20 protein-coding genes are annotated in these 18,898 nt (G+C 61.1%); 4 read left to right on the top strand and 16 right to left on the bottom strand.

Going from position 1 to position 18,898, the window contains the following annotated elements; all coding sequences use genetic code 11:
• Positions 1 to 43: 43 nt before the first annotated feature.
• The 3 genes from nucS (at position 44) to ABD884_RS05495 (ending at position 2,554) form a co-directional block, all read left to right on the top strand.
• Positions 44 to 739, top strand: a complete 696-nt coding sequence (gene nucS, locus ABD884_RS05505; RefSeq protein WP_345039396.1) for an endonuclease NucS — start codon at positions 44 to 46, stop codon at positions 737 to 739.
• Between the two features lie 73 nt (positions 740 to 812).
• Entirely contained in the window at positions 813 to 2,060 is a 1,248-nt protein-coding gene (gene nagA / locus ABD884_RS05500) for an N-acetylglucosamine-6-phosphate deacetylase (RefSeq protein ID WP_345039390.1), read from the top strand.
• Positions 2,061 to 2,350: 290 nt separating this feature from the next.
• Complete coding sequence (locus tag ABD884_RS05495) at positions 2,351 to 2,554, top strand: cold-shock protein (protein WP_028264741.1); 204 nt, start codon at positions 2,351 to 2,353, stop codon at positions 2,552 to 2,554.
• A 143-nt stretch (positions 2,555 to 2,697) separates the two neighbouring features.
• On the opposite strand, the gene ABD884_RS05490 is transcribed toward ABD884_RS05495, so the two are convergent.
• From ABD884_RS05490 to ABD884_RS05425, 14 genes are all read right to left on the bottom strand, one after another.
• Positions 2,698 to 5,190: a bifunctional lysylphosphatidylglycerol flippase/synthetase MprF gene (locus ABD884_RS05490; RefSeq protein WP_376954527.1), complete on the bottom strand. Its 2,493-nt coding sequence runs from the start codon at positions 5,188 to 5,190 to the stop codon at positions 2,698 to 2,700.
• A 68-nt stretch (positions 5,191 to 5,258) separates the two neighbouring features.
• Positions 5,259 to 6,530, bottom strand: coding sequence for an alpha/beta hydrolase-fold protein (locus ABD884_RS05485; RefSeq protein ID WP_345039370.1), 1,272 nt, complete (start codon positions 6,528 to 6,530; stop codon positions 5,259 to 5,261).
• 5 nt (positions 6,531 to 6,535) lie between these two features.
• On the bottom strand, positions 6,536 to 6,967 hold the full coding sequence (locus tag ABD884_RS05480) for a DUF2550 domain-containing protein (protein ID WP_028264744.1): 432 nt from the start codon (positions 6,965 to 6,967) through the stop codon (positions 6,536 to 6,538).
• 10 nt (positions 6,968 to 6,977) lie between these two features.
• Positions 6,978 to 7,262 carry a F0F1 ATP synthase subunit epsilon gene (locus tag ABD884_RS05475; protein ID WP_028264745.1) on the bottom strand — a complete coding sequence of 95 codons (285 nt, stop codon included), beginning with the start codon at positions 7,260 to 7,262 and terminating at the stop codon, positions 6,978 to 6,980.
• Between the two features lies 1 nt (position 7,263).
• Positions 7,264 to 8,718, bottom strand: coding sequence for a F0F1 ATP synthase subunit beta (gene atpD / locus ABD884_RS05470; protein ID WP_028264746.1), 1,455 nt, complete (start codon positions 8,716 to 8,718; stop codon positions 7,264 to 7,266).
• A gap of 86 nt (positions 8,719 to 8,804) precedes the next feature.
• A complete protein-coding gene (locus ABD884_RS05465; RefSeq protein WP_345039342.1) occupies positions 8,805 to 9,692 on the bottom strand; it encodes a F0F1 ATP synthase subunit gamma in 888 nt (295 codons plus the stop codon).
• Between the two features lie 93 nt (positions 9,693 to 9,785).
• Positions 9,786 to 11,423: a F0F1 ATP synthase subunit alpha gene (atpA, locus tag ABD884_RS05460; RefSeq protein WP_028264748.1), complete on the bottom strand. Its 1,638-nt coding sequence runs from the start codon at positions 11,421 to 11,423 to the stop codon at positions 9,786 to 9,788.
• 82 nt (positions 11,424 to 11,505) lie between these two features.
• Positions 11,506 to 12,333 (bottom strand): F0F1 ATP synthase subunit delta, encoded by an 828-nt coding sequence (locus tag ABD884_RS05455; RefSeq protein ID WP_345039334.1) that lies wholly within the window; start codon positions 12,331 to 12,333, stop codon positions 11,506 to 11,508.
• On the bottom strand, positions 12,333 to 12,893 hold the full coding sequence (locus ABD884_RS05450; RefSeq protein ID WP_028264750.1) for a F0F1 ATP synthase subunit B: 561 nt from the start codon (positions 12,891 to 12,893) through the stop codon (positions 12,333 to 12,335). The genes ABD884_RS05455 and ABD884_RS05450 overlap by 1 nt, the downstream gene beginning before the upstream one ends.
• Positions 12,894 to 12,947: 54 nt before the next feature.
• Entirely contained in the window at positions 12,948 to 13,166 is a 219-nt protein-coding gene (gene atpE, locus ABD884_RS05445; protein WP_028264751.1) for an ATP synthase F0 subunit C, read from the bottom strand.
• Positions 13,167 to 13,248: 82 nt separating this feature from the next.
• Complete coding sequence (gene atpB / locus ABD884_RS05440) at positions 13,249 to 14,049, bottom strand: F0F1 ATP synthase subunit A (RefSeq protein ID WP_028264752.1); 801 nt, start codon at positions 14,047 to 14,049, stop codon at positions 13,249 to 13,251.
• Between the two features lie 81 nt (positions 14,050 to 14,130).
• Complete coding sequence (locus ABD884_RS05435) at positions 14,131 to 14,469, bottom strand: hypothetical protein (protein WP_345039318.1); 339 nt, start codon at positions 14,467 to 14,469, stop codon at positions 14,131 to 14,133.
• A complete protein-coding gene (locus ABD884_RS05430) occupies positions 14,456 to 14,944 on the bottom strand; it encodes a Cg1360 family ATP-synthase-associated protein (RefSeq protein WP_345039313.1) in 489 nt (162 codons plus the stop codon). The genes ABD884_RS05435 and ABD884_RS05430 overlap by 14 nt, the downstream gene beginning before the upstream one ends.
• A 128-nt stretch (positions 14,945 to 15,072) precedes the next feature.
• The gene (locus tag ABD884_RS05425; protein WP_345039309.1) at positions 15,073 to 16,182 is read right to left on the bottom strand and encodes an MraY family glycosyltransferase; all 1,110 of its coding nucleotides are present in this window, start codon (positions 16,180 to 16,182) and stop codon (positions 15,073 to 15,075) included.
• A gap of 213 nt (positions 16,183 to 16,395) precedes the next feature.
• Between ABD884_RS05425 and ABD884_RS05420 the strand changes: the two genes are divergently transcribed.
• Positions 16,396 to 17,292 (top strand): glycosyltransferase, encoded by an 897-nt coding sequence (locus tag ABD884_RS05420; protein ID WP_345039295.1) that lies wholly within the window; start codon positions 16,396 to 16,398, stop codon positions 17,290 to 17,292.
• Here the strand turns inward: ABD884_RS05420 and ABD884_RS05415 are convergent.
• Both ABD884_RS05415 and ABD884_RS05410 read right to left on the bottom strand, forming a co-directional pair.
• Complete coding sequence (locus tag ABD884_RS05415; RefSeq protein ID WP_345039290.1) at positions 17,289 to 18,098, bottom strand: WecB/TagA/CpsF family glycosyltransferase; 810 nt, start codon at positions 18,096 to 18,098, stop codon at positions 17,289 to 17,291. The two genes, ABD884_RS05420 and ABD884_RS05415, sit on opposite strands and share 4 nt — an antisense overlap.
• Entirely contained in the window at positions 18,095 to 18,895 is an 801-nt protein-coding gene (locus ABD884_RS05410; protein ID WP_345039283.1) for an L-threonylcarbamoyladenylate synthase, read from the bottom strand. The genes ABD884_RS05415 and ABD884_RS05410 overlap by 4 nt, the downstream gene beginning before the upstream one ends.
• Positions 18,896 to 18,898 lie beyond the last annotated feature (3 nt).

The following is an 18,898-nucleotide window of genomic DNA, read 5'->3' as shown; positions in this document are numbered from 1 at the left end:
GCAGTTGCCGATCCCAAACGGCAGAGGAAGTAAAGTAGGGCGGGTGCGACTCGTCATAGCCCGCTGTTCCGTTGATTACGTTGGCCGACTCAAGGCCCACCTGCCGCTTGCCACCCGGCTCTTGCTCGTCAAAGCCGACGGTTCGGTGCTGGTCCATTCCGACGGCGGCTCCTACAAGCCGCTGAACTGGATGAGTCCGCCCGCCACCCTGCGCGTCACGACGCCGGAAGAGGCTGAAGTGGAAGAGGGCGTCGTGGAGCAGTGGACGGTTCAGTCCGCCAAGACCGATGACAGGCTCATCATCAACATCTACGAGCAACTCCACGACACTGCCCACGACCTTGGCACAGACCCCGGGCTCATCAAAGACGGCGTCGAGGCCGATCTTCAGCGGCTGCTTGCAGAACAGATCGAAACCCTCGGTGCCGGTTATTCGCTCATCCGCCGCGAATACTTCACTGCCATCGGTCCGGTGGACATTCTCGCCAGGGACGGCGACGGCGGAACGGTCGCCGTCGAACTGAAGCGGCGCGGCGACATAGACGGCGTCGAGCAGCTCACACGCTACCTTGAGCTCCTCAACCGCGATCCGCTCCTGGCACCCGTGCGGGGTATCTTCGCCGCCCAGCAGATCAAGCCGCAGGCGAAGGTCCTTGCCAACGACCGCGGAATCGACTGCATCACCTTGGACTATGACGCCATGCGCGGGGTAGACGACAGCGAGTCGCGCTTGTTCTAGATAATCCGCAGGTCCTTGCCTTCATCCTCTGTAAACCGGGTCAGAGGCAAGCAGCGGCAACTAGAATCTAAGCATGACTGTACCAGACCGGCCTCTATCTTCTTCTGCGCCTGTGCGCCACCTGATTACCGGAACCATCGTCAGCGACGGTTCGGTGATCGAAGATGGCCTGGTGGCGGTGGAGGACGACCGTATTGCCTTCGCCGGGCCGGCTGCCGAATTCCACGAAGCAGCCTTCGAGGGTTTCGAGGAAACTCCCCGGACCGAATTCCCAGCGGAACGGTACATCCTTCCCGGATTCGTGGACCTGCACTGCCATGGCGGCAACGGCGGCGACTTCCCGAGTGCCGATGAATCCTCCGCACGCAAAGCCATCGATTTCCTGCACCGCTCCGGAACCACCACCTTGCTCGCCAGCATGGTCACCGCATCCCGGGATGACCTCCTCCGCGGCATCGAGCTTTACGTACGCCTGGCCGACGAAGGACTCATCACGGGAATTCATCTGGAGGGGCCTTTCCTTTCGCATGCCCGTTGTGGAGCGCAGAATCCCGCCTACCTGCTTGAGCCGGACCTGGATCTCATGAACGAGCTGGTCGAAGCCGCTGCCGGCAAGCTCGCCACGATGACCTACGCTCCGGAGCTTCCGGGCGCGGCGGCGCTGGTGGATCTGATGACGTTCCACGGCGTCACGCCGTCTCTCGGCCATACGGATTGCGACGACGCAACGGCAGCCGCCTCGCTCACCGCAGCGCGGGAGGGCTTGGAATTCGCTGGTTTCGACGGCGTCAGCTCATTGCCGACTGTGACACATTTGTTCAACGGCATGCCTCCGATGCACCATCGCGCCCCCGGCCCTGTAGCAGCCTGCCTGCGCTCGGCCCAGGAAGGCAAAGCCGTGGTGGAACTGATTGCGGACGGCACCCACCTCGACCCAAGCACCGTGGCAACCGTGTTTCAGCTGGTGGGCGCCGCGAACGTCGTCCTCGTGACCGATTCGATGGCAGCGGCCGGGCTTTCCGATGGAAACTACATGTTAGGCCCTTCCCCGGTGACTGTGACGGACGGGGTGGCCACCTTGGATGCCACAGGTTCCATCGCTGGCGGTACCGCCACGATGCTCGACGTCGTCCGGCGCACCGTTGCCGCCGGCGTCGGGCTCGCCGATGCCGTTTCCTCAGCGACGACGGTTCCGGCCGCGGTTTTGGGACTCTCGGACGAACTGGGCGGACTGCGCAGGGGCCTGCGGGCAGATCTCGTGGTCGTGGACAAGGAACTACAACTCGCCGGGGTATTGCGCAATGGAGATTGGCTGGCCTAAGCCGAATTCACCCACACCCAATGGCGAGAGCGCTTTCTTCCGTTACCTTCTTTTTACTTAAAATTTGTCCGAATTCGTGAACAGACCGTTGACCTCCAGTATCCGCCATGAAAGTGTTGTAGCAGTCTTTGTGTAGGTGTGATTCATGCTCGCAAGACGAGTTGCGAGCGTGAAGCTCCTGCGACACCACCCAAGCTTGGCTTGGACGGAAAACCAGGTCTTCTCGCGGAGTAACCAAGGCCGGCACGCGGTGTGCCGGACTTAAAGTTCCACAATGAGGAGAAACAAAAATGGCACTGGGCACCGTTAAGTGGTTCAACGCTGAAAAGGGCTTCGGCTTCATCACCCCGGACGACGCAGAAGGCGACGTCTTTGTCCACTACTCCGAGATCCAGACCGGCGGATTCCGCACCCTCGACGAGAACCAGCGCGTTCAGTTCGAGATCGGTCAGGGCGCCAAGGGCCCGCAGGCCACCGGCGTCACTGCTGTCTAGTTTGACTGCTTGAATTCTGCTTCCGGGATTCAATGAAGGGGTTCCGCACTCGATGCGGGACCCCTTTTCCATTCCCAACTAACTCGCATTTGAGGTCGTTATGGGGCGTCAAAACGACAACAAATGCGAGCTAGTTGGGTGGCTCAGGCGACGAGCGTGCGGAGAAGCCTGGCAGTTTGCCGAACGGACAGTCCTGGCAAATATGCCCTGCTGAGTGCCGCGCCGATCGCCGGAATCGCCAAGCTGTCTTGGTAGTACATATACAAGGTCCTGTACTCCGGCTGGAACCTCGATTTGAAGCGCGCCAGCGAGCGGAATCCGTAAACAGGTTCCAAAGTCCTGCCCACGAGATCGAGAATGCCCTCCATATCGGCTTCCCCGCCGGAGAATTCCGCCGTGTCCCCCGCCAAAGGTGAGCCCGACAAGGAAATGACTTCCACGCCCTGGCGCAACTCCTGCACCGCCGATGCAATCATGAATTCCATGAGGCCCGGAAAGGCATCGCCGCGCCGGCGCATGAAGTCCAATGTCCAGCTGGTCACCCGGCCCGCCCGGAAAACGGGCAGCCAACTGGTAACCCCGTAGACAAACCCTTTGGCGTCAACGGCTACGCAACACAGCACTTCGTCGTCCATCAGCTCGTCCAAGGAACCCAGGGTAAAGCCCATTTCAGGCACTTTCTTCCTGGCAGCCCATTCTTCGGACACCTCCCCGAGTTGGGAACGTATGTGTTGCGAGAATTCCGAGTAGCGCCCCCACCGGGCTTCAACGCCGGCCTTGAGCGCCCGGTTCTTTGCGGTGCGGACGTTTTGCCACGCCTTGCCCGTGAATTCGAGGTCGCGGATGGAGAGCCGGGTTTCCTGGGCCACGGCGATGCGCCGAAATCCCGTGGACTGCAGCATCGGCCACAATTCCTCGGTGCAGGAGTAGAGGCACGGCACCAACGCGTGGTGCGCGCAGTAGTCAAGAAACCCCTCGGTCGCGGTCTGGACTTGTTCCGGATCGCCAAACGGACCCGCGAGGGTCAGCGCGACGTTGCCGTGCTGTTGATAGGCAATGCCGGCGTCCATTCCGGGGGTGAACCAGAACTTGTTCGGCTCCCATAACGCCATCCAGGACAGGGACTCGCCGCCTCGCCTGAGCAATTCCCTGGCCGCCAACCGGGCCGGATCGTCTCCCCCAGGACGGTGTTGCCGTTTGAGAAGCAGCGTCCACACCGCGGCAAGGGCCACCAGCCAGAAGAGGATCCCCGACCATGCGAACAATATTGATTCAGCTGCGCTGCGGTCCGCGAACACCCGCCCGAAAGCCGTGGGGATCGGCAAGGGAAGATATTGCCGGGCGAGTTCGGCAATGAGTCCCAGGATGCCGCCGTCGTGCGCCATACCGCCCGTGCCGAGCCACGCCCCGGTGTACGCGCTCGCCAATACCAGCCATGTTCCGCCAACCAACCACGACATCTTCCTACGAAGCGGTTCCCTCGACTCCACCACAAAGTTGCCCCTGAACAGGAAAAGCAGAATGGCCAGGACCAAGGGGATCAGCGCGAGGGTCAGGATATGGAACACCGCGGAGCCAAGGACAACGGTGCGGCCGCGTCCTGGAAAGTGCGGAATGCTGGCAAACAAAACCAGATAGGCGAACGACAATGCCACGACGCCGAGTTGCACGCCGATGGCGATCTTCAGGGCCAAGCGGCGTCCTTGGCGCATGCCCATCGCACAAATCACGAGAAGCAACGCGGGTACGACGGCGAGGGCTACGCCGGCTGGCCCGGGATAGCCCTGCCGTCCAAGTTGCAAGCAACTGATATCCACGGTCCCGCCACAGTTCGCCTGCAGCTGGTTAAGTGTCGGAACTGGATTCAAGACCATCTCTCGGAGCAAGGCCAACGGCCCCGCCGGGCTCCGGAAAGCGCCAGCGACCAAGGGCCCGACGCCGAAAATCGCCACCATGAGTGACAACAAGTTTCGCGTCTCACGTCTCGTGGCACGGTGGCTTGGTTGAATCCGCTGGTCGAGTTGGAAGCACAGCCCGGCCCCCAAGCCCAGCAGCGCACCTGTCAGGGCCATGACAGCAGAAGGATCTCCGACGTAGAGAACCAGGAGGAGCACCAAAGATACAACCGTCGCCCTCAAGCGCCGACGCCAAAGAGTCGGCAGGAGGCCGCTGGCCGCCATCGAGACGAAGAGGGTTGCCGGAATGAGTCCCGAAGTCCTGGCGTCCATCATCCGTCCCAACCAACCGTCGTCAGCGTAGGCAGCGAGCTGAACCACCAACAGAAAAACGGTGACCGCGGCGAATTGGCCGCCAAGGAAGCCTGCTGCCGTGCGGAACCATCCGAGCTTGCGCTCTAAGGAGCCCAGTAGCACAACAAGCATCAACGAGCTCGTCACGTAGTCGAAAGGGTTGTTGGCAAAGAACATCGAAGTCCAGATAGACCACCAATCCCCCGATCTCAATCCGCCACCGCTGACGCTCGTGAGGTGCCTCAACACCTCGGGTGTGAATCCGGTATCGCCGTCGAAAATCGCGGGAGCGAGAAGGTACAGCGCGAGTACTATCACCGTGAAGGGGATCGCACCAATATGGGTGGTTACTTTTCGAACCAAGGTCCGGGCAAGCGCTGCCACCATCTTCCGCCCTGGCCCGATGTCCTCTGGACCCGCCGCCGGGCTGTGGGCCACCGGGGCTTCTTGGGTGCTCATTTCGCGAGTCCCCACCTCGGAGCGAGAAACTCCATTGCAGCGGGAAGCTCCTGCACGGCCACAGCCCAGGAATGACCGACGCCCGCGACCGAAGCCTGCCTGACATCAAAGCCCGAACCGCGGGCTGCCACGGCAAGCTCGGTGGCAAAGCGGGTGAACGCGTCGTCAGCAGACCCCACGGCAATGAAGCCAGCCTGGCCGCGGTAGCTCCGCTTCCCCATCAGCGTCAGCGGAGTCAGTGCGTCGAAGGCCGCGGAGTCGCTGCCAAATGCGATCTGGACGGTCCGCTGGCGGTCCGGACCAAGCGAAGGCTCGCGCTCACCCGAGAGAGCGATAAAGGATGGATAGATTTCAGGATGCAGAGTAGCCATCTGCAAGGCGCAGGTTCCCCCGAAGGAGAACCCGCCGACTGCCCACTTGCCGGGGTCGGCAGACGCTTTGAGCGTCGAGTTGATCCAACGCGGAACATCCATCGAGAGATAAGTGTCTGCACGTGCTATCCGGCTATCCATGCACATGGTGTTCGCGGTGTCGGAACCATTGGGATCGACCACCACCACAACCGGCGCCACGCCTCCGTTCCGGGCGGCGAAGGTATTCATGCTGGCCTCAAGCCGCCCTCCGACCAGCCAATCGGCGGGACGTCCAGGCTGGCCGGCAAACAAGACCAGGACGGGTAGTTGGCTGCGGACGGATGTTCGGTAGGCTGCCGGTAAATAGATGAAAGCCTCCCGTGCCTTAAAACCGGATTCGGTGCCTGGAATTGATGCCTTCCAGACTTCTCCGCGACCATGTGCAGACACGGGCGGGGTCTCGGGAACACCCTCATTGGAGCCGACACGAAGCTCCGGGATCCGCGCTACTTTGTGGCCCAGAAGATCCGAGGCTGTGTGGTTGAGACCAAAATAGCCGTTGATCTGAAGCGCTGCGAGGGACAAGACCGCGACGAACGAGACTGCGGCGACACTCCTTCCACGCCACGAAGAAGCACCGAACCGGAATAGAAAGAGCATCAGCGCTGAGCAGGCAACCACCGACCACGCGAGGACATCAATGGGTAGATCCTCCGGGAACACGGTAAGAACGTTGACGAGCAGCCAATGAATGACTGCGATAACTCCTGTTGCCACGACAAGCGAAACAACAATGGAAAGTATCCAGCGCCAGCTTCGCCGAAAGAGGAGGAATGCAGCGCCCAAGATTCCGGCACCAAGGATGGTCCAAAAGAATGGACCATCGACAAGGCTTATGGCATCAAGGAAGTCCACTCTCCTCAGCGCCAGGTCCCGACGCCCACGACAGGGCCTGCTTCCAGCCAGGAAGACAACCCCGCATAAGCGTCAAATCTCATCGCCAGCATGAACGACTGGCCTTCATGCCGGAGTTCCACGACGACGACGTCGGGCTGAAGCTTCGTTCGCTCTTCTTCCGTGGGCTTCCGGCGCCCCAAAAGCTCCAAGGAACTGCGGCGGAAGCTGTGCTTCGGACGGAAGCTGAGGGAGAGCAGGCGGAACCACTCGAGCTCCGAGTCCTGATAACGACAAACCCCCATTCGCCAACTGTTTCCAGCCGTACAAATGGAGGCGTCAACCGTGCCCAGGGCACGCCGCAAATTGAAGCGGCGCACCCCGACGAGGCACAGTGTAAAGATCAGCAACGTAAACGCAGTTGCCAAGGCGATGAACGGAAGGGCAGATTCGTCCATCAAGGTCTTGCTATCGGATCCCCGCAGTAGCTGAATCGCCCAACTGGGCGTTGTCAGCGACGATCACCACGCGGTTGTTGTCGACGGAGAAGAACCCACCGTCCACAGCTACCGAAAGGCGGTCTCCGGATACCGGCTCGATGGCCAGCTCGCCCTCAGCCAGAATGGCGAGGAGCGGCGAGTGGCCTGGCAGGATCCCGATCTCACCATCACTGGTGCGGGCCTTGACCATCTTGGCCGCACCGGACCACACAAAGTGGTCCGCTGCGACAATCTCAACCTCGAGCTCAGCCATGCTACTTGGTCTGTTCCTGGATCTTGGCCCACTGGCGCTCGACGTCATCCAGGCCACCGACGTTGAAGAACGCCTGCTCTGCGATGTGGTCCAGCTCGCCATCGCAGATCGCCGTGAAGCCTTCCACGGTGTCCTTGATGGACACGGTGGAGCCCTCGACGCCGGTGAACTGCTTGGCGGTGTAGGTGTTCTGGGACAGGAACTGCTGGATGCGTCGTGCACGCGAGACGACAATCTTGTCTTCTTCGGACAGTTCGTCAACGCCGAGGATGGCGATGATGTCCTGGAGTTCCTTGTTTTTCTGCAGGATCTGCTTTACACGGACAGCCGTGTTGTAGTGGTCCTTACCGATGTACTGCGGGTCCAGGATGCGGGAAGTCGACGTCAGCGGGTCAACGGCCGGGTACAAACCACGGGAGGCGATTTCACGGGAAAGTTCCGTGGTCGCGTCGAGGTGCGCGAAGGTCGTTGCCGGAGCCGGGTCGGTGTAGTCATCAGCGGGCACGTAGATGGCCTGCATCGACGTGATCGAGTGGCCCTTGGTCGAGGTGATGCGTTCCTGCAGGAGGCCCATCTCGTCGGCGAGGTTCGGCTGGTAACCGACAGCGGACGGCATGCGGCCGAGCAGCGTCGAGACCTCAGAACCAGCCTGGGTGAAGCGGAAGATGTTGTCGATGAAAAGCAGCACGTCCTGGTTCTGAACATCGCGGAAGTACTCCGCCATGGTGAGAGCAGACAATGCCACGCGCAGACGCGTTCCCGGCGGTTCATCCATCTGGCCGAATACGAGGGCGGTGTCCTTGAGAACGCCTGCCTCTTCCATTTCAACCCAGAGGTCGTTGCCTTCACGGGTACGCTCGCCAACACCGGCGAACACCGAGGTACCACCGAAGTTGCGGGCAACACGGGTGATCATTTCCTGGATCAGAACAGTCTTGCCGACGCCGGCGCCACCGAACAGACCGATCTTTCCACCCTTGATATACGGGGTGAGAAGGTCGATGACCTTGATACCGGTCTCAAGCATCTCCGTGGAGCCCTCGAGGGAGGCGAAAGCCGGAGCCTTCCGGTGGATCGGCCAGTAGGCGTCAGCTTTGATCTCGGATTCGTCAACATCCAGCGGCTTGCCGAGAACGTTGAAGATGTGGCCCTTGACGCCGTCGCCGACAGGCACGGAGATCGGGGCGCCGGAGTCCCGCACGGAAGTTCCGCGGACGAGTCCGTCGGTGGCCTGCAGGGAGATGGCGCGGACGAGGTTGTCACCCAAGTGCTGGGAGGTCTCGAACGTGATGGTCTTGGTCTCACCGTTGAGGGTTACCTCGGTGGTGAGTGCATTATAGATCGACGGGATTGCGTCAGCCGGGAATTCGACGTCGACAACCGGGCCGATGACGCGGGCAATACGGCCGGTGGCGCCGGCCGTTGCGGCTACGTGCTCGGTAGCGGTGGCAGTCATCTCTCTCACTTCACTCAGTAGATGGCGTGGGGTTAAGTTTATCTGTTTGGTGCAGGGGTAGCTTGCGCCGAACCATGCACCGGCAACTACGCGTTCAGGGCGTCGGCGCCGGCCACGATTTCGGAAAGCTCCTGCGTAATCTCAGCCTGTCGGGCCGTGTTGCGCAGACGCGTGTACTTCTTGATCAGGTCGGTCGCGTTGTCGCCTGCTGACTTCATGGCACGCTGGCGGGCGGCGAGCTCGGAAGCTGCTGCTTGCAACATAGCTGCGAAGATGCGGGACTCGATGTAACGCGGCAACAGTGCGTCGAGCACCTGCTCCGATTCCGGTTCGAACTCGTAAAGCGGCAGAAGTTCGGACTCACTGACGGCCTGCTCTTCAACTTCGAGCGGAAGCAGACGAATAACCGTGGGCTCCTGCGTCACCATCGACTTGAAGCGGGTGTAAACGACGTGGATCTCGTCCACGCCACCCTCAGCGAAGTCGTTGGCGAACTCTTCGAGAAGAGCAGCGCCGATTTCCCTGGCAGTCTTGAATTCCGGAGAATCGGTCCCGCCGGTCCACACGCGTGAGTAGGAACGGCTGCGGAAGTCGAAGTATGCCTGGGCCTTGCGGCCTACCAGGTAGGTCTTGACTTCCTTGCCCTCAGCGCGGAGAAGCTCATTGAGTCCTTCGGCCTTCTTGAGCACGCTCGCCGAGTAAGAACCAGCCAGACCGCGGTCCGAGGTGATAACCAGGACGGCGGCACGGCGGATCTGCTCTGGCTCGGTGACTAGCGGGTGATCGATTTCGCTCTGGCTTGCGACAGCAGAAACAGCACGGGTAATCGCGTTTGCGTAGGGCGTCGAAGCTGCAACGCGGGCGCGGGCCTTACCGATGCGCGAGGTAGCGATCAGTTCCATCGCCTTGAAGATCTTGCGCATCGACGTCGTCGAGCTGATCTTCTGGCGGTAGACCCGGATCTGGGCTCCCATACATTTCCTTTCCTAAGATCCCGATGGATCAGCGGCTAAGGCTTTGGCGAAGGTCCCGGACCTGCGTATTCCGCAGGCCCGGGAACCAATGCTCTAGCGCTTCTGCTTGACGATCTTTTCCTGGTCGACTTCGCCGCCGGAAATCGCTTGGTGCTCTTCGTGGCCGGCACCAACCAAACGGTTATCGCCTTCTCCGAAAAAGCCCTTCTTGAAGTCGATGATCGAGGACTTCAGCGCTTCAGCGGTGTCGTCGTCCAGGACGTTGGTCTGCGCCAGCGTGGTCAGGATAGAAGACTTGTGCTTGAGGTGCTCCAGGAACTCGGACTCGAAACGGCTGACGTCCTCAACCGGGACATCGTCCAAGTAGCCCTTGGTGCCGGCCCAGATGGACACAACCTGGTCCTCGACCGGGAACGGCGAGTACTGCCCCTGCTTGAGCAGTTCCATCAGGCGGGCGCCACGGGTCAACTGTTGGCGCGAAGCGGCATCAAGGTCGGATGCGAACATCGCGAACGCCTGCATGTCGCGGTACTGCGCCAAGTCCAGCTTCAAGGTACCGGACACCTTCTTCATGGACTTGACCTGAGCCGCGCCACCAACGCGGGACACGGACACACCAACGTCAACAGCGGGGCGCTGGTTGGCGTTGAAGAGGTCCGACTGCAGGAAGATCTGGCCATCGGTGATGGAGATCACGTTGGTCGGGATGTAGGCCGAGACGTCGTTGGCCTTGGTTTCAACGATCGGAAGACCGGTCATCGAGCCTGCGCCCAGCTCGTCGGAGAGCTTGGCGCAACGCTCCAGCAGGCGGGAGTGCAAGTAGAAGACGTCACCCGGGTACGCTTCGCGTCCCGGCGGGCGGCGAAGCAGCAAGGATACTGCGCGGTAGGCTTCAGCTTGCTTCGACAGGTCATCGAAGATAACCAGTACGTGCTTGCCGCCGTACATCCAGTGCTGGCCGATGGCCGAGCCCGCGTAAGGAGCCAAGTACTTGAAGCCGGCCGGGTCGGATGCCGGGGAAGCCACAATCGTGGTGTATTCCAGCGCGCCATGGTCTTCCAGGGTCTGCCGGACAGCGGCGATGGTGGAAGCCTTCTGGCCGACACCGACGTACACGCATCGGACCTGTTTGGTCACATCACCAGAAGCCCAGTTGGCCTTCTGGTTGATGATGGTGTCGACGGCGATGGCGGTCTTGCCGGTCTGGCGGTCACCAATGATCAGCTGACGCTGGCCACGGCCGATCGGAATCATGGCGTCGATAGCCTTGAGACCGGTCTGCATGGGTTCGTGAACCGACTTGCGCTGAGTCACGCCCGGAGCCTGAAGTTCCAGTGCACGGGTGGTCTCGGCCTTGATCTCGCCGAGGTCGTCGATCGGCTGGCCCAGCGGGTCAACCACGCGGCCCAGGAAGGCGTCGCCTACCGGGACGGACAGGATTTCACCGGTGCGGTGGACTTCCTGACCTTCTTCGATACCCGTGAAGTCACCGAGGATGATGACGCCGATTTCGCGGACGTCGAGGTTCTGGGCCAAGCCCAGGGTGCCGTCCTCGAAGCGAAGCAGCTCGTTCGCCATGACCGAGGGAAGACCCTCAACACGGGCGATGCCGTCACTTGCGGCGGTCACACGGCCGACCTCTACGCGCTCTGCGTTTCCGGGTTCGTAGGACGCCGCGAACTCGTTCAACGCATTACGGACGTCGTCGGCGTTGATGGTCAATTCGGCCATCTGCAGTCCCTGCTCTCCTGTTTCGTGATCATCGTTGCTCACGATGACCGGTTTTTGTATCAGTTAAGTTGTGCTTGTCTGGCTAGCCAGCGAGTTGCCGGCGGAGTTCGGACAGCCGGGCGATAACCGAAGCGTCAAGCACTTCGTCCCCCACCTGGACCCGGATTCCACCGATCAACGTCGGATCAACGCTAATGTTGACCTTCAGCTCGCGGCCGTAGAGGGCGTCAAGCCCGGCCTGCAGACGGCTGGTCTGCGCATCCGTCAACGGACGGGTGACACGGACAGTTGCGATCCAGCGCTGCTGGCGCTTGGCCGCAAGCTTGGCGAAGTTGTCGATGAGCTTGCTCGGCTTGATGCCGCGCGGCTGCGACACAGCCTGGCCAATGAGAAGTTGGGATTCCGGGCTTGCGCCAGGAACCAGCCTCCCCGCCAGGATGGTCTTGGCCGCGGCGCTTGCCTGCGACTCTCCCAGAGCACGTTGTACCTCGTGGCTGGAAGCAACGGCCTGGTTGAAAGCAAACAGATCGTTTTCCAGCTCTTCCAGCCCCGTGATTCCGGAGGCAGAAACGGCCGACTTGTTTTCAGCCACGGCGATAACCACCGTGGCGGCAAGAGTCTCGAGTGCATCGCCGATATCGCGTGCGGATGCCCAGCGTGAGCTGGCCAATCCACTCACGATTTCCGCAGCATCAGCGGAGACTTTCCCGCCAACCAGCTGCTTGACCAGCGCCGACTTTTCTTCTCCGCTGCGAGAGGGGTCAGTCAGGGCGCGGCGCAAGCCAGCCGAGCTGTCCACCGTTCCCAGGATTCCGAAGAGATCCTTAGCCAACTGCAGCGAGGCCGTGGGAAGCGTGGCTTCCAACTGTTCCAGCGCTTTGGTCAGCGATTCGCTCGATACACCTGCCATTACTTAGCTGCACCTGCGCTCTGGGTCTCCAGATCTGCCAGGAAACGGTCCACCACGCGGGCGGCACGATCGTCATCGCTGAGCGATTCGCCAACGATGCGCTCAGCCAAAGTCGTGGCCAAAGTACCCACCTCGGAACGCAGGGAGACAACAGCCGCCTGACGCTCCGATTCGATCTGGGCGTGCGCCTGCTCGGTGATGCGTGCCGACTCCGCTGCTGCCTTGGTCTTCAGCTCCGCGAGGATCTGGGCACCTTCGGCACGAGCTTCTTCGCGGATGCGGTTAGCCTCGGCGCGGGCGTCCTGGAGCTGCTGCTTGTACTCTTCAAGAGCTGCAGAAGCTTCAGCCTGAGCCTTTTCAGCCTTGGCAATTCCGCCCTCAATCGCCTCCGCACGCTCGGCGAAAGTCTTCTCGAACATCGGGACAACAAACTTGACCACGATGTAAAAGAGGACCGCAAAGCCAGCGAGGACGACGCCCATTTCCCAGGGGTTGGGAACGAGCGGATTAGCCGATTCCGCGGCGCCTTGAGCGGCGGCTGAGATGATCTGCTGATTCATATTTCACCCGTCCTTATCTACTCGGTTCTGAATGTTCGCTTGGTTCTTAGCGGTTTACTTGAGAACGAAAGCGAAGACCAGGCCGAGGATGGCGAGGGCTTCCGTCAGAGCCAGACCAAGGAACGCGATCGGCTGGAGCACGCGCTGGGCCTCCGGCTGACGTGCAACACCGTTGATGTAAGCAGCAAATACGAGACCCACACCGATACCACCGCCGATAGCGGAGAGACCGTAGCCAATGAGGTTAAGGGAGCCGTTGATATCGCCGTTCATTGTTTTCCTTTCAAGATGCCGCAGTCGCGGCAGGTTGTTTGGTTTGCTTCAACCCCCGAGGGGGAAGATTGAGGGGTTGTGCCTAGTGGCTGTCGGCGTGGAGTGCGCCTTCGATGTAAATCGCAGTCAGAAGGGTGAAGACGTATGCCTGGAGCACCATGATCAGGGCTTCCAGCATGTACATGGCGATGGAACCAGCGAGCACCAGAACGGATGCACCCTTGAGAAGGACGTTCTCCTGCATGACGAGGAACTCAATGCCCGAGCCGGCGATCATTACAATAAGGTGACCTGCCATCATGGTGGCGAAGAGACGAAGGCTGTGGGTGACCGGCCGGACCATGAAGTTGGAGATGATTTCGATCGGCACGACGATCGGCAGGATGTACCACGGGACACCGGAAGGAACAGTAGCCAGCTTGAAGTACTTCAGGCCGTTCTTCTTGATACCGATGCCAATCCAGGTGACATACACGACAGCGGCCAGTACGTAGGCCCCGCCGACGTGCGAGAAGCTCGGGAGCTGGATCACGGGAATGGCGCCGTAAATGTTGTTCACCAAGATGAAGAAGAACAGGGAGAACAGGAGCGGCACGAACTTCATGAAGTCACGGCCGCCGATGATATCCTTGGCGATGCTGTTGCGGACGAAGCCGTAGGCCATCTCGCCTGCGAACTGCAGCTTGCCGGGAACCAGCTGCTGCTTGCGTGCAGCAAGGATGAAGAATGTAGCGATAAGGACGACCGACAGGATCACCAGCAGCATTTGCTTGGAGAAGCCATCGCTCGCACCCCACGGCAGAATAGCCGGCAGGTGCATTTGGTCGATTCCGGGAGGGGTGAAGGTCCCTGAATCCTGGGCCGGGAGCGCAAGCGCGATCAACGCGTTTCCTCTCTGCAGTGTCCATCATTGGGCGTTGGTGAGGGTCCGGCCGCGTTTCTTGCAGCCTTTTCCCGTGTGGAATTATTTGGCATTTCTGTCCCCGTCCTGGGGCGGACCGTTGTCTGCTTTGCTCTCACCTGAAGAAAACCGCTGACTGGTGAGTCCATGCATATGGGAAAGATAGAACCCTCCTGCGGCTCCGAGCAGAGCGCCAAGGAGCACAATCCAGCGAGTCCCCCACAGATTATCCAGACCCCAGCCTATCAAACTCCAGACTATGATCCCGCCAATAATGTAGCTGAAGACGGCTATGCCGGCGTTGTATCCGCCGTCACTTCCGTCGCTCGTGGACTCAGTGGAATCGCCGGGCTTTTCGGCGTGGGGCGTAGCGACGCGTCCTTTGTTCTTACGGGTGAACATCGTTACCCCCTTTGCGTACTTCAGGGTCGTTGTAGATCTGCAGCCGGGCCTTGCTGAAGCCGTAGATTTCGGCCGCTTGCCAAAAGACGACGGCGACGACGGCGCCAATCACGAACCAGCGACCGTGCAGCCACGAGGGTGCTCCGAGGACAAACAGCACGACGGCGAACCCGACAACCTTGACAAAGTAGCTGGCCACAAAGAGGCCGACCGCTCCTGAAGGGTTGTCCCGACCGACGAAATGGCCGATCAGCAGGCTGATGGCAAAGAACACCATCACCAGCACGCCGCCGAAAGCGACGGAAAGAACCCCTTGGCCGCCATTCATTGCCGCCGCGACGACGGAAGTCACCACGAGGGCCAGCACGGCCGCTATTGAACTGAGGAAGAGCAGCCGTAGCCACAGCGAAGAGGCGGAGCGGGAGGCAACAACGCCGCTCGAGTCGGACTGTTGTCCGCCGGCGTTGGAAGTCATGGGGATACCAATCGTCGTGGCAAAAATGCCAAAGTCTCAAAAAGGGTGGGTGCGCGGGCGAGTGACTGTCCGCCCTAGAATTCTACATGAGATAGAACTGTGATGATAACGCCCTTGTCACACAGCGTCTACCGTGCAGCGCGCCCTTTTCGGGCAAAGTATGGCCATGCTGTCACTCCAGCCATGATCAGCGCGGCCACGATGTCCACTGTGAGGACCATCTGCCATGGGAAGATGGCAAAGGCCAGCCCTCCGAAGGCCAAAATGCAGGTCCACACGTACATCATGAGCACCGCCGTGCGGTGTGTGTGGCCAAGCTCAATGAGCTTGTGGTGTAAATGTCCCCGGTCGGCAGACCAGGGCGATTGTCCGCGGGCTGTCCGTCGCAAAACCGCCAGGCCTAGGTCCAGCAACGGCAGCGAGAGAATCGCGAACGGCAACAGGATGGGGACGATCGTCGGAATGCCGTTGGCACGGTCATAGAGTCCGGAACTGATCTGGCCGGTAGAGACCACACCGGCCGAGGCCATCACGAGTCCCAAGAGCATCGCCCCGGAGTCACCCATGAAAATCTTGGCCGGGAACCAATTGTGGGGCAGGAATCCAATGCAGCACCCCACGATGATCGCCATCAGGAGCGCCGCCAGATCCGATCTGTCCGTAAGTGTTGCATTGCGGTGGACCCAATATGCGGTAAGGAAGAACGCAACCCCGCCAATAGCTGCAACGCCCGCCGCCAGGCCGTCGAGGCCATCGATGAAATTGACGGCATTCATGGTGGTCACGATAAGGAGTGCGGTCAGGATAATCCGCAGCGGCTCACCTTCAATCCGAATGGGCTCCGGAACAAACGGAATCACGGACATCTGCACGCCCCAAACTGCGACGATCGTGCCGGCCGTGCATTGGCCAATCAGCTTGACCCACCACCGGATATCCATCACATCGTCGGCAACGCCAACCGCGACGATCACCAGCGCTCCGGCCAGTATTCCCCACGGCGCGCCGTTCCCATGGAAGATGTCCTTCACGAAAAACGAATTGCTCGCCACCACGAGGGCTACGGCAAAGCCTGCGAAGAGGCCCAATCCGCCGAGCCGTGAGATGGGCACTGAGTGCATATCGCGGCTGCGGATGGGTGCAAAAAGCCGAAGCTTATTCCCCATCCGGCGAGCTACCCACGTAGCGAGATAGGACACGACGGCAGCCGTGAGCATCATGAGCGAATACATGATCACGTGGGCGGCTCCTGTTGGCGGTGGTGGTGGATTTTGTCCCCGGCGACTAGCTGCCGGCACAACACCCGCAACACCGCTGCGCACCGCCGAATATTGCTGTACTACAGTTGGACTCTGTCAAGATACTAGCGGCAACAGCGGCTTTGCTCCGTTTCACGCGCCCCTAGGGCGAGCCGGGAGGACCCTCCCGCTGCTGCCCGGAAGGAAACCTACATGACTCTCTCCGTTGCCGTTGCGGCCGTGACCTTTGACCGCCCCGGAGAGCTTAAAGTCCTGCTCGACGCCGTCGACAAGCAGTCCATACCGGTGGATACCATCTGTCTGGTGGACAGCGGTACCACCCCTGCGCGGGAGGTTGCAGCGGCTCATCCGAAAGTGGACTATGTCCGCTCCGAGGCGAATCTGGGCGGGGCGGGCGGCTTCGCCCTTGCGATCCTCAAGGCGGTAGCCAGCGGCGCTGAATGGGTCTGGATCATGGACGATGATGCCGAACCCGGCGACCCCGACTGTCTCGAGACCCTGGTTCGCGAAGCGGAAGCCCGAGGACTCGATGCCGTGGTCCCCCTCGTGGTGGCCCCCGGCTACCCGGACAAACTATCTTTCTTCTTTCGGATAGACGGCAAGGTGACCCACGACCGCGCCGAGGTCGAGAAGGCGGGGTTCCTGCCCGACGTCGGGCACTTCTTCAACGGGGCGCTCATCCGCTCCAGCGTTTTCTTCAAAGTGGGGGTGCCGGATATCCGGCTGTTCATCCGGGGCGATGAAGTGGACTTCATGATCCGCCTCCGGAAAGCCGGGATACGCTTCGGCACGGTCGCGACCGCTTGGATCACCCATCCCCATGCCTTTTCAGAGACGAAGCATGTCTTCGGCGCGCGCTGGCACGTGATCGTTCCGGATTCAGCGTTCAAGCGCTACTTCTACTACCGCAACCGCGGCTATTTGATCCGCCGCTACCGCCGCGGAAAGTCCATGGTGGCCGACGTCGGGGGCTACTTGGGCTATTTCCTCCCCCGTGGTGACTTCCGGGGGCTCGCAGAGTGGTTCCGGGCATTCTCGGCGGGTCTGCGGAACAAAGGCTTCGGGCCGCTGGAGGACCAGAAGTTCTAGCGCTCGTGTTCGGCCGGACTGCGATCCACCGTGGTGTTGTTGCCCGAGAGCCGACGGCGGACCAGCAGGCCGAGCAGAATCCACGGTTCACCGAAGACCCGGTAAGCGACACGTCCCGGGTGCAAGATGAGTCGCCAAGCCCATTCGAGGCCGAGGCGACCAAGCCAGCGGGGAGCGAGTTTCTGTAGGCCCGCCAACTGTTCAATCGCCCCGCCCACCGTGCAGTAGACGGCAGGCGGAAGTTCCTCGAGGCGGCGGTGTAGGACGGATTCCTGCAGCGGCATTCCCAAGCCAAGAAGAACCAGCTGGGGCTGGAATTCCGCCAGCCACGCAACGACGGACTCTTCGCTGTCATTGTCCCAATTATCGCCGGGCCGGCCGGCGACCTCGGCATCGGGGACGATTCCGCGGAGACGCTCGACCGTCTTGGCGTTGGCCTCGGGACCCGCCCCGACGACCGCAATCCTGCGTAGTCCTTCGACACCGCCGAGCGCGGGCACCCAGTCCGTGGATCCCAAGCGGTATTCCATCAACCCCTGGTCGTCGCTGCGTGAGTTTCCCCGACGGCAAAGCCCCCAGAGCATGGCGACGGGCGCACCGTCCAGGAGCACCACGTCACTGCGTTCATAAAGAAGCCGGAAATCCGGACTCGAATGAAACAGCGTGACGCTATGCAGATTGTGTCCAAGAACCACTCTGGTGGTGCCGTCTGAAACGAACCCGCTCATGGCCTGGATCAGCTCGTCGGCGCACAAGGCAGTGACGTCTACGTCCAAAAGGGGAACACGATCCCGGACCAGGCTCATTCGGACCTGGTCTCCCCCGAAACAGCTGCTTCACCGGAAACCGGGCCCTCAGCGTGGTTTTCCGCTACCGCTTCGGGCACTGGTTCGGTGGACGTTTCCGGCGCGGCTTCCGCTTCACCCGCCGCTTCCGGCCCCTCTTCGCCCAAGCCCAACACGCCCGGAACCACCTCACGGAGGCGCTCGAGGGAAATTGCGCCGTCGCGGACCACCCGGAATGGCACGGCGGTGGCGTCAACAATCGTGGATGCTACGGACTCCGTTCCCACGACCGGCCGGAACCCGCCCTCAAGGTACACCTCGACCGATTCAGCAAGCTGGGTCCTCGCCTCGGATGCCGTCTGCGCCGCCGGTTGGCCGGTGCGATTCGCCGAGGACACTGCCAGCGGGCCGGTGCGGTTGAGTAGTTCAAGCGCAATTTCGTCGTCGGGCATGCGCAAGGCCACGGTTCCGCGCGTCTCCCCCAGGTCCCAGTCCAAGGATGGCTGGGCGTGGAAGATCAGCGTCAGCCCGCCTGGCCAGAAGGCCTCAGCCAGTTTACGGGCATCCTCCGGCACATCGCTTGCCAGCCCGTCCAATGCATTGGGGCGTGGGATCAATACCGGGGGCGGCATGTGGCGGCCGCGGCCCTTGGAAACAAGCAGCATGGTCACGGCCTGGGGTGAGAACGCATCGGCCGCAATGCCGTAGACGGTGTCCGTCGGCATCACGATGCACTTTTTCTCGTTGATGGCGCGCTGCGCGTGTTCCAGGCCTTCGGCGCGTTGTTCCTCTGACGTGCAGTTGTAGCTTGTGGTCACAGC

Origin of the sequence: Arthrobacter methylotrophus, from assembly GCF_039539965.1 — a bacterium.
GTDB classification, from domain to species: domain Bacteria; phylum Actinomycetota; class Actinomycetes; order Actinomycetales; family Micrococcaceae; genus Arthrobacter; species Arthrobacter methylotrophus.
This window is presented reverse-complemented; position numbering and strand designations above follow the sequence as displayed.

Bases quoted from the DNA above. Each gene is read 5' to 3' on its own strand.
- nagA (WP_345039390.1), top strand. From the start codon at position 813: ATGACTGTACCAGACCGGCCTCTATCTTCTTCTGCGCCTGTGCGCCAC.
- ABD884_RS05495 (WP_028264741.1), top strand. From the start codon at position 2,351: ATGGCACTGGGCACCGTTAAGTGGTTCAACGCTGAAAAGGGCTTCGGC.
- ABD884_RS05490 (WP_376954527.1), bottom strand. From the start codon at position 5,190: ATGGTGGCAGCGCTTGCCCGGACCTTGGTTCGAAAAGTAACCACCCAT.
- ABD884_RS05480 (WP_028264744.1), bottom strand. From the start codon at position 6,967: ATGGACGAATCTGCCCTTCCGTTCATCGCCTTGGCAACTGCGTTTACG.
- ABD884_RS05475 (WP_028264745.1), bottom strand. From the start codon at position 7,262: ATGGCTGAGCTCGAGGTTGAGATTGTCGCAGCGGACCACTTTGTGTGG.
- atpD (WP_028264746.1), bottom strand. From the start codon at position 8,718: ATGACTGCCACCGCTACCGAGCACGTAGCCGCAACGGCCGGCGCCACC.
- ABD884_RS05465 (WP_345039342.1), bottom strand. From the start codon at position 9,692: ATGGGAGCCCAGATCCGGGTCTACCGCCAGAAGATCAGCTCGACGACG.
- atpA (WP_028264748.1), bottom strand. From the start codon at position 11,423: ATGGCCGAATTGACCATCAACGCCGACGACGTCCGTAATGCGTTGAAC.
- ABD884_RS05455 (WP_345039334.1), bottom strand. From the start codon at position 12,333: ATGGCAGGTGTATCGAGCGAATCGCTGACCAAAGCGCTGGAACAGTTG.
- ABD884_RS05450 (WP_028264750.1), bottom strand. From the start codon at position 12,893: ATGAATCAGCAGATCATCTCAGCCGCCGCTCAAGGCGCCGCGGAATCG.
- atpE (WP_028264751.1), bottom strand. From the start codon at position 13,166: ATGAACGGCGATATCAACGGCTCCCTTAACCTCATTGGCTACGGTCTC.
- ABD884_RS05435 (WP_345039318.1), bottom strand. From the start codon at position 14,469: ATGTTCACCCGTAAGAACAAAGGACGCGTCGCTACGCCCCACGCCGAA.
- ABD884_RS05430 (WP_345039313.1), bottom strand. From the start codon at position 14,944: ATGACTTCCAACGCCGGCGGACAACAGTCCGACTCGAGCGGCGTTGTT.
- ABD884_RS05420 (WP_345039295.1), top strand. From the start codon at position 16,396: ATGACTCTCTCCGTTGCCGTTGCGGCCGTGACCTTTGACCGCCCCGGA.
- ABD884_RS05415 (WP_345039290.1), bottom strand. From the start codon at position 18,098: ATGAGCCTGGTCCGGGATCGTGTTCCCCTTTTGGACGTAGACGTCACT.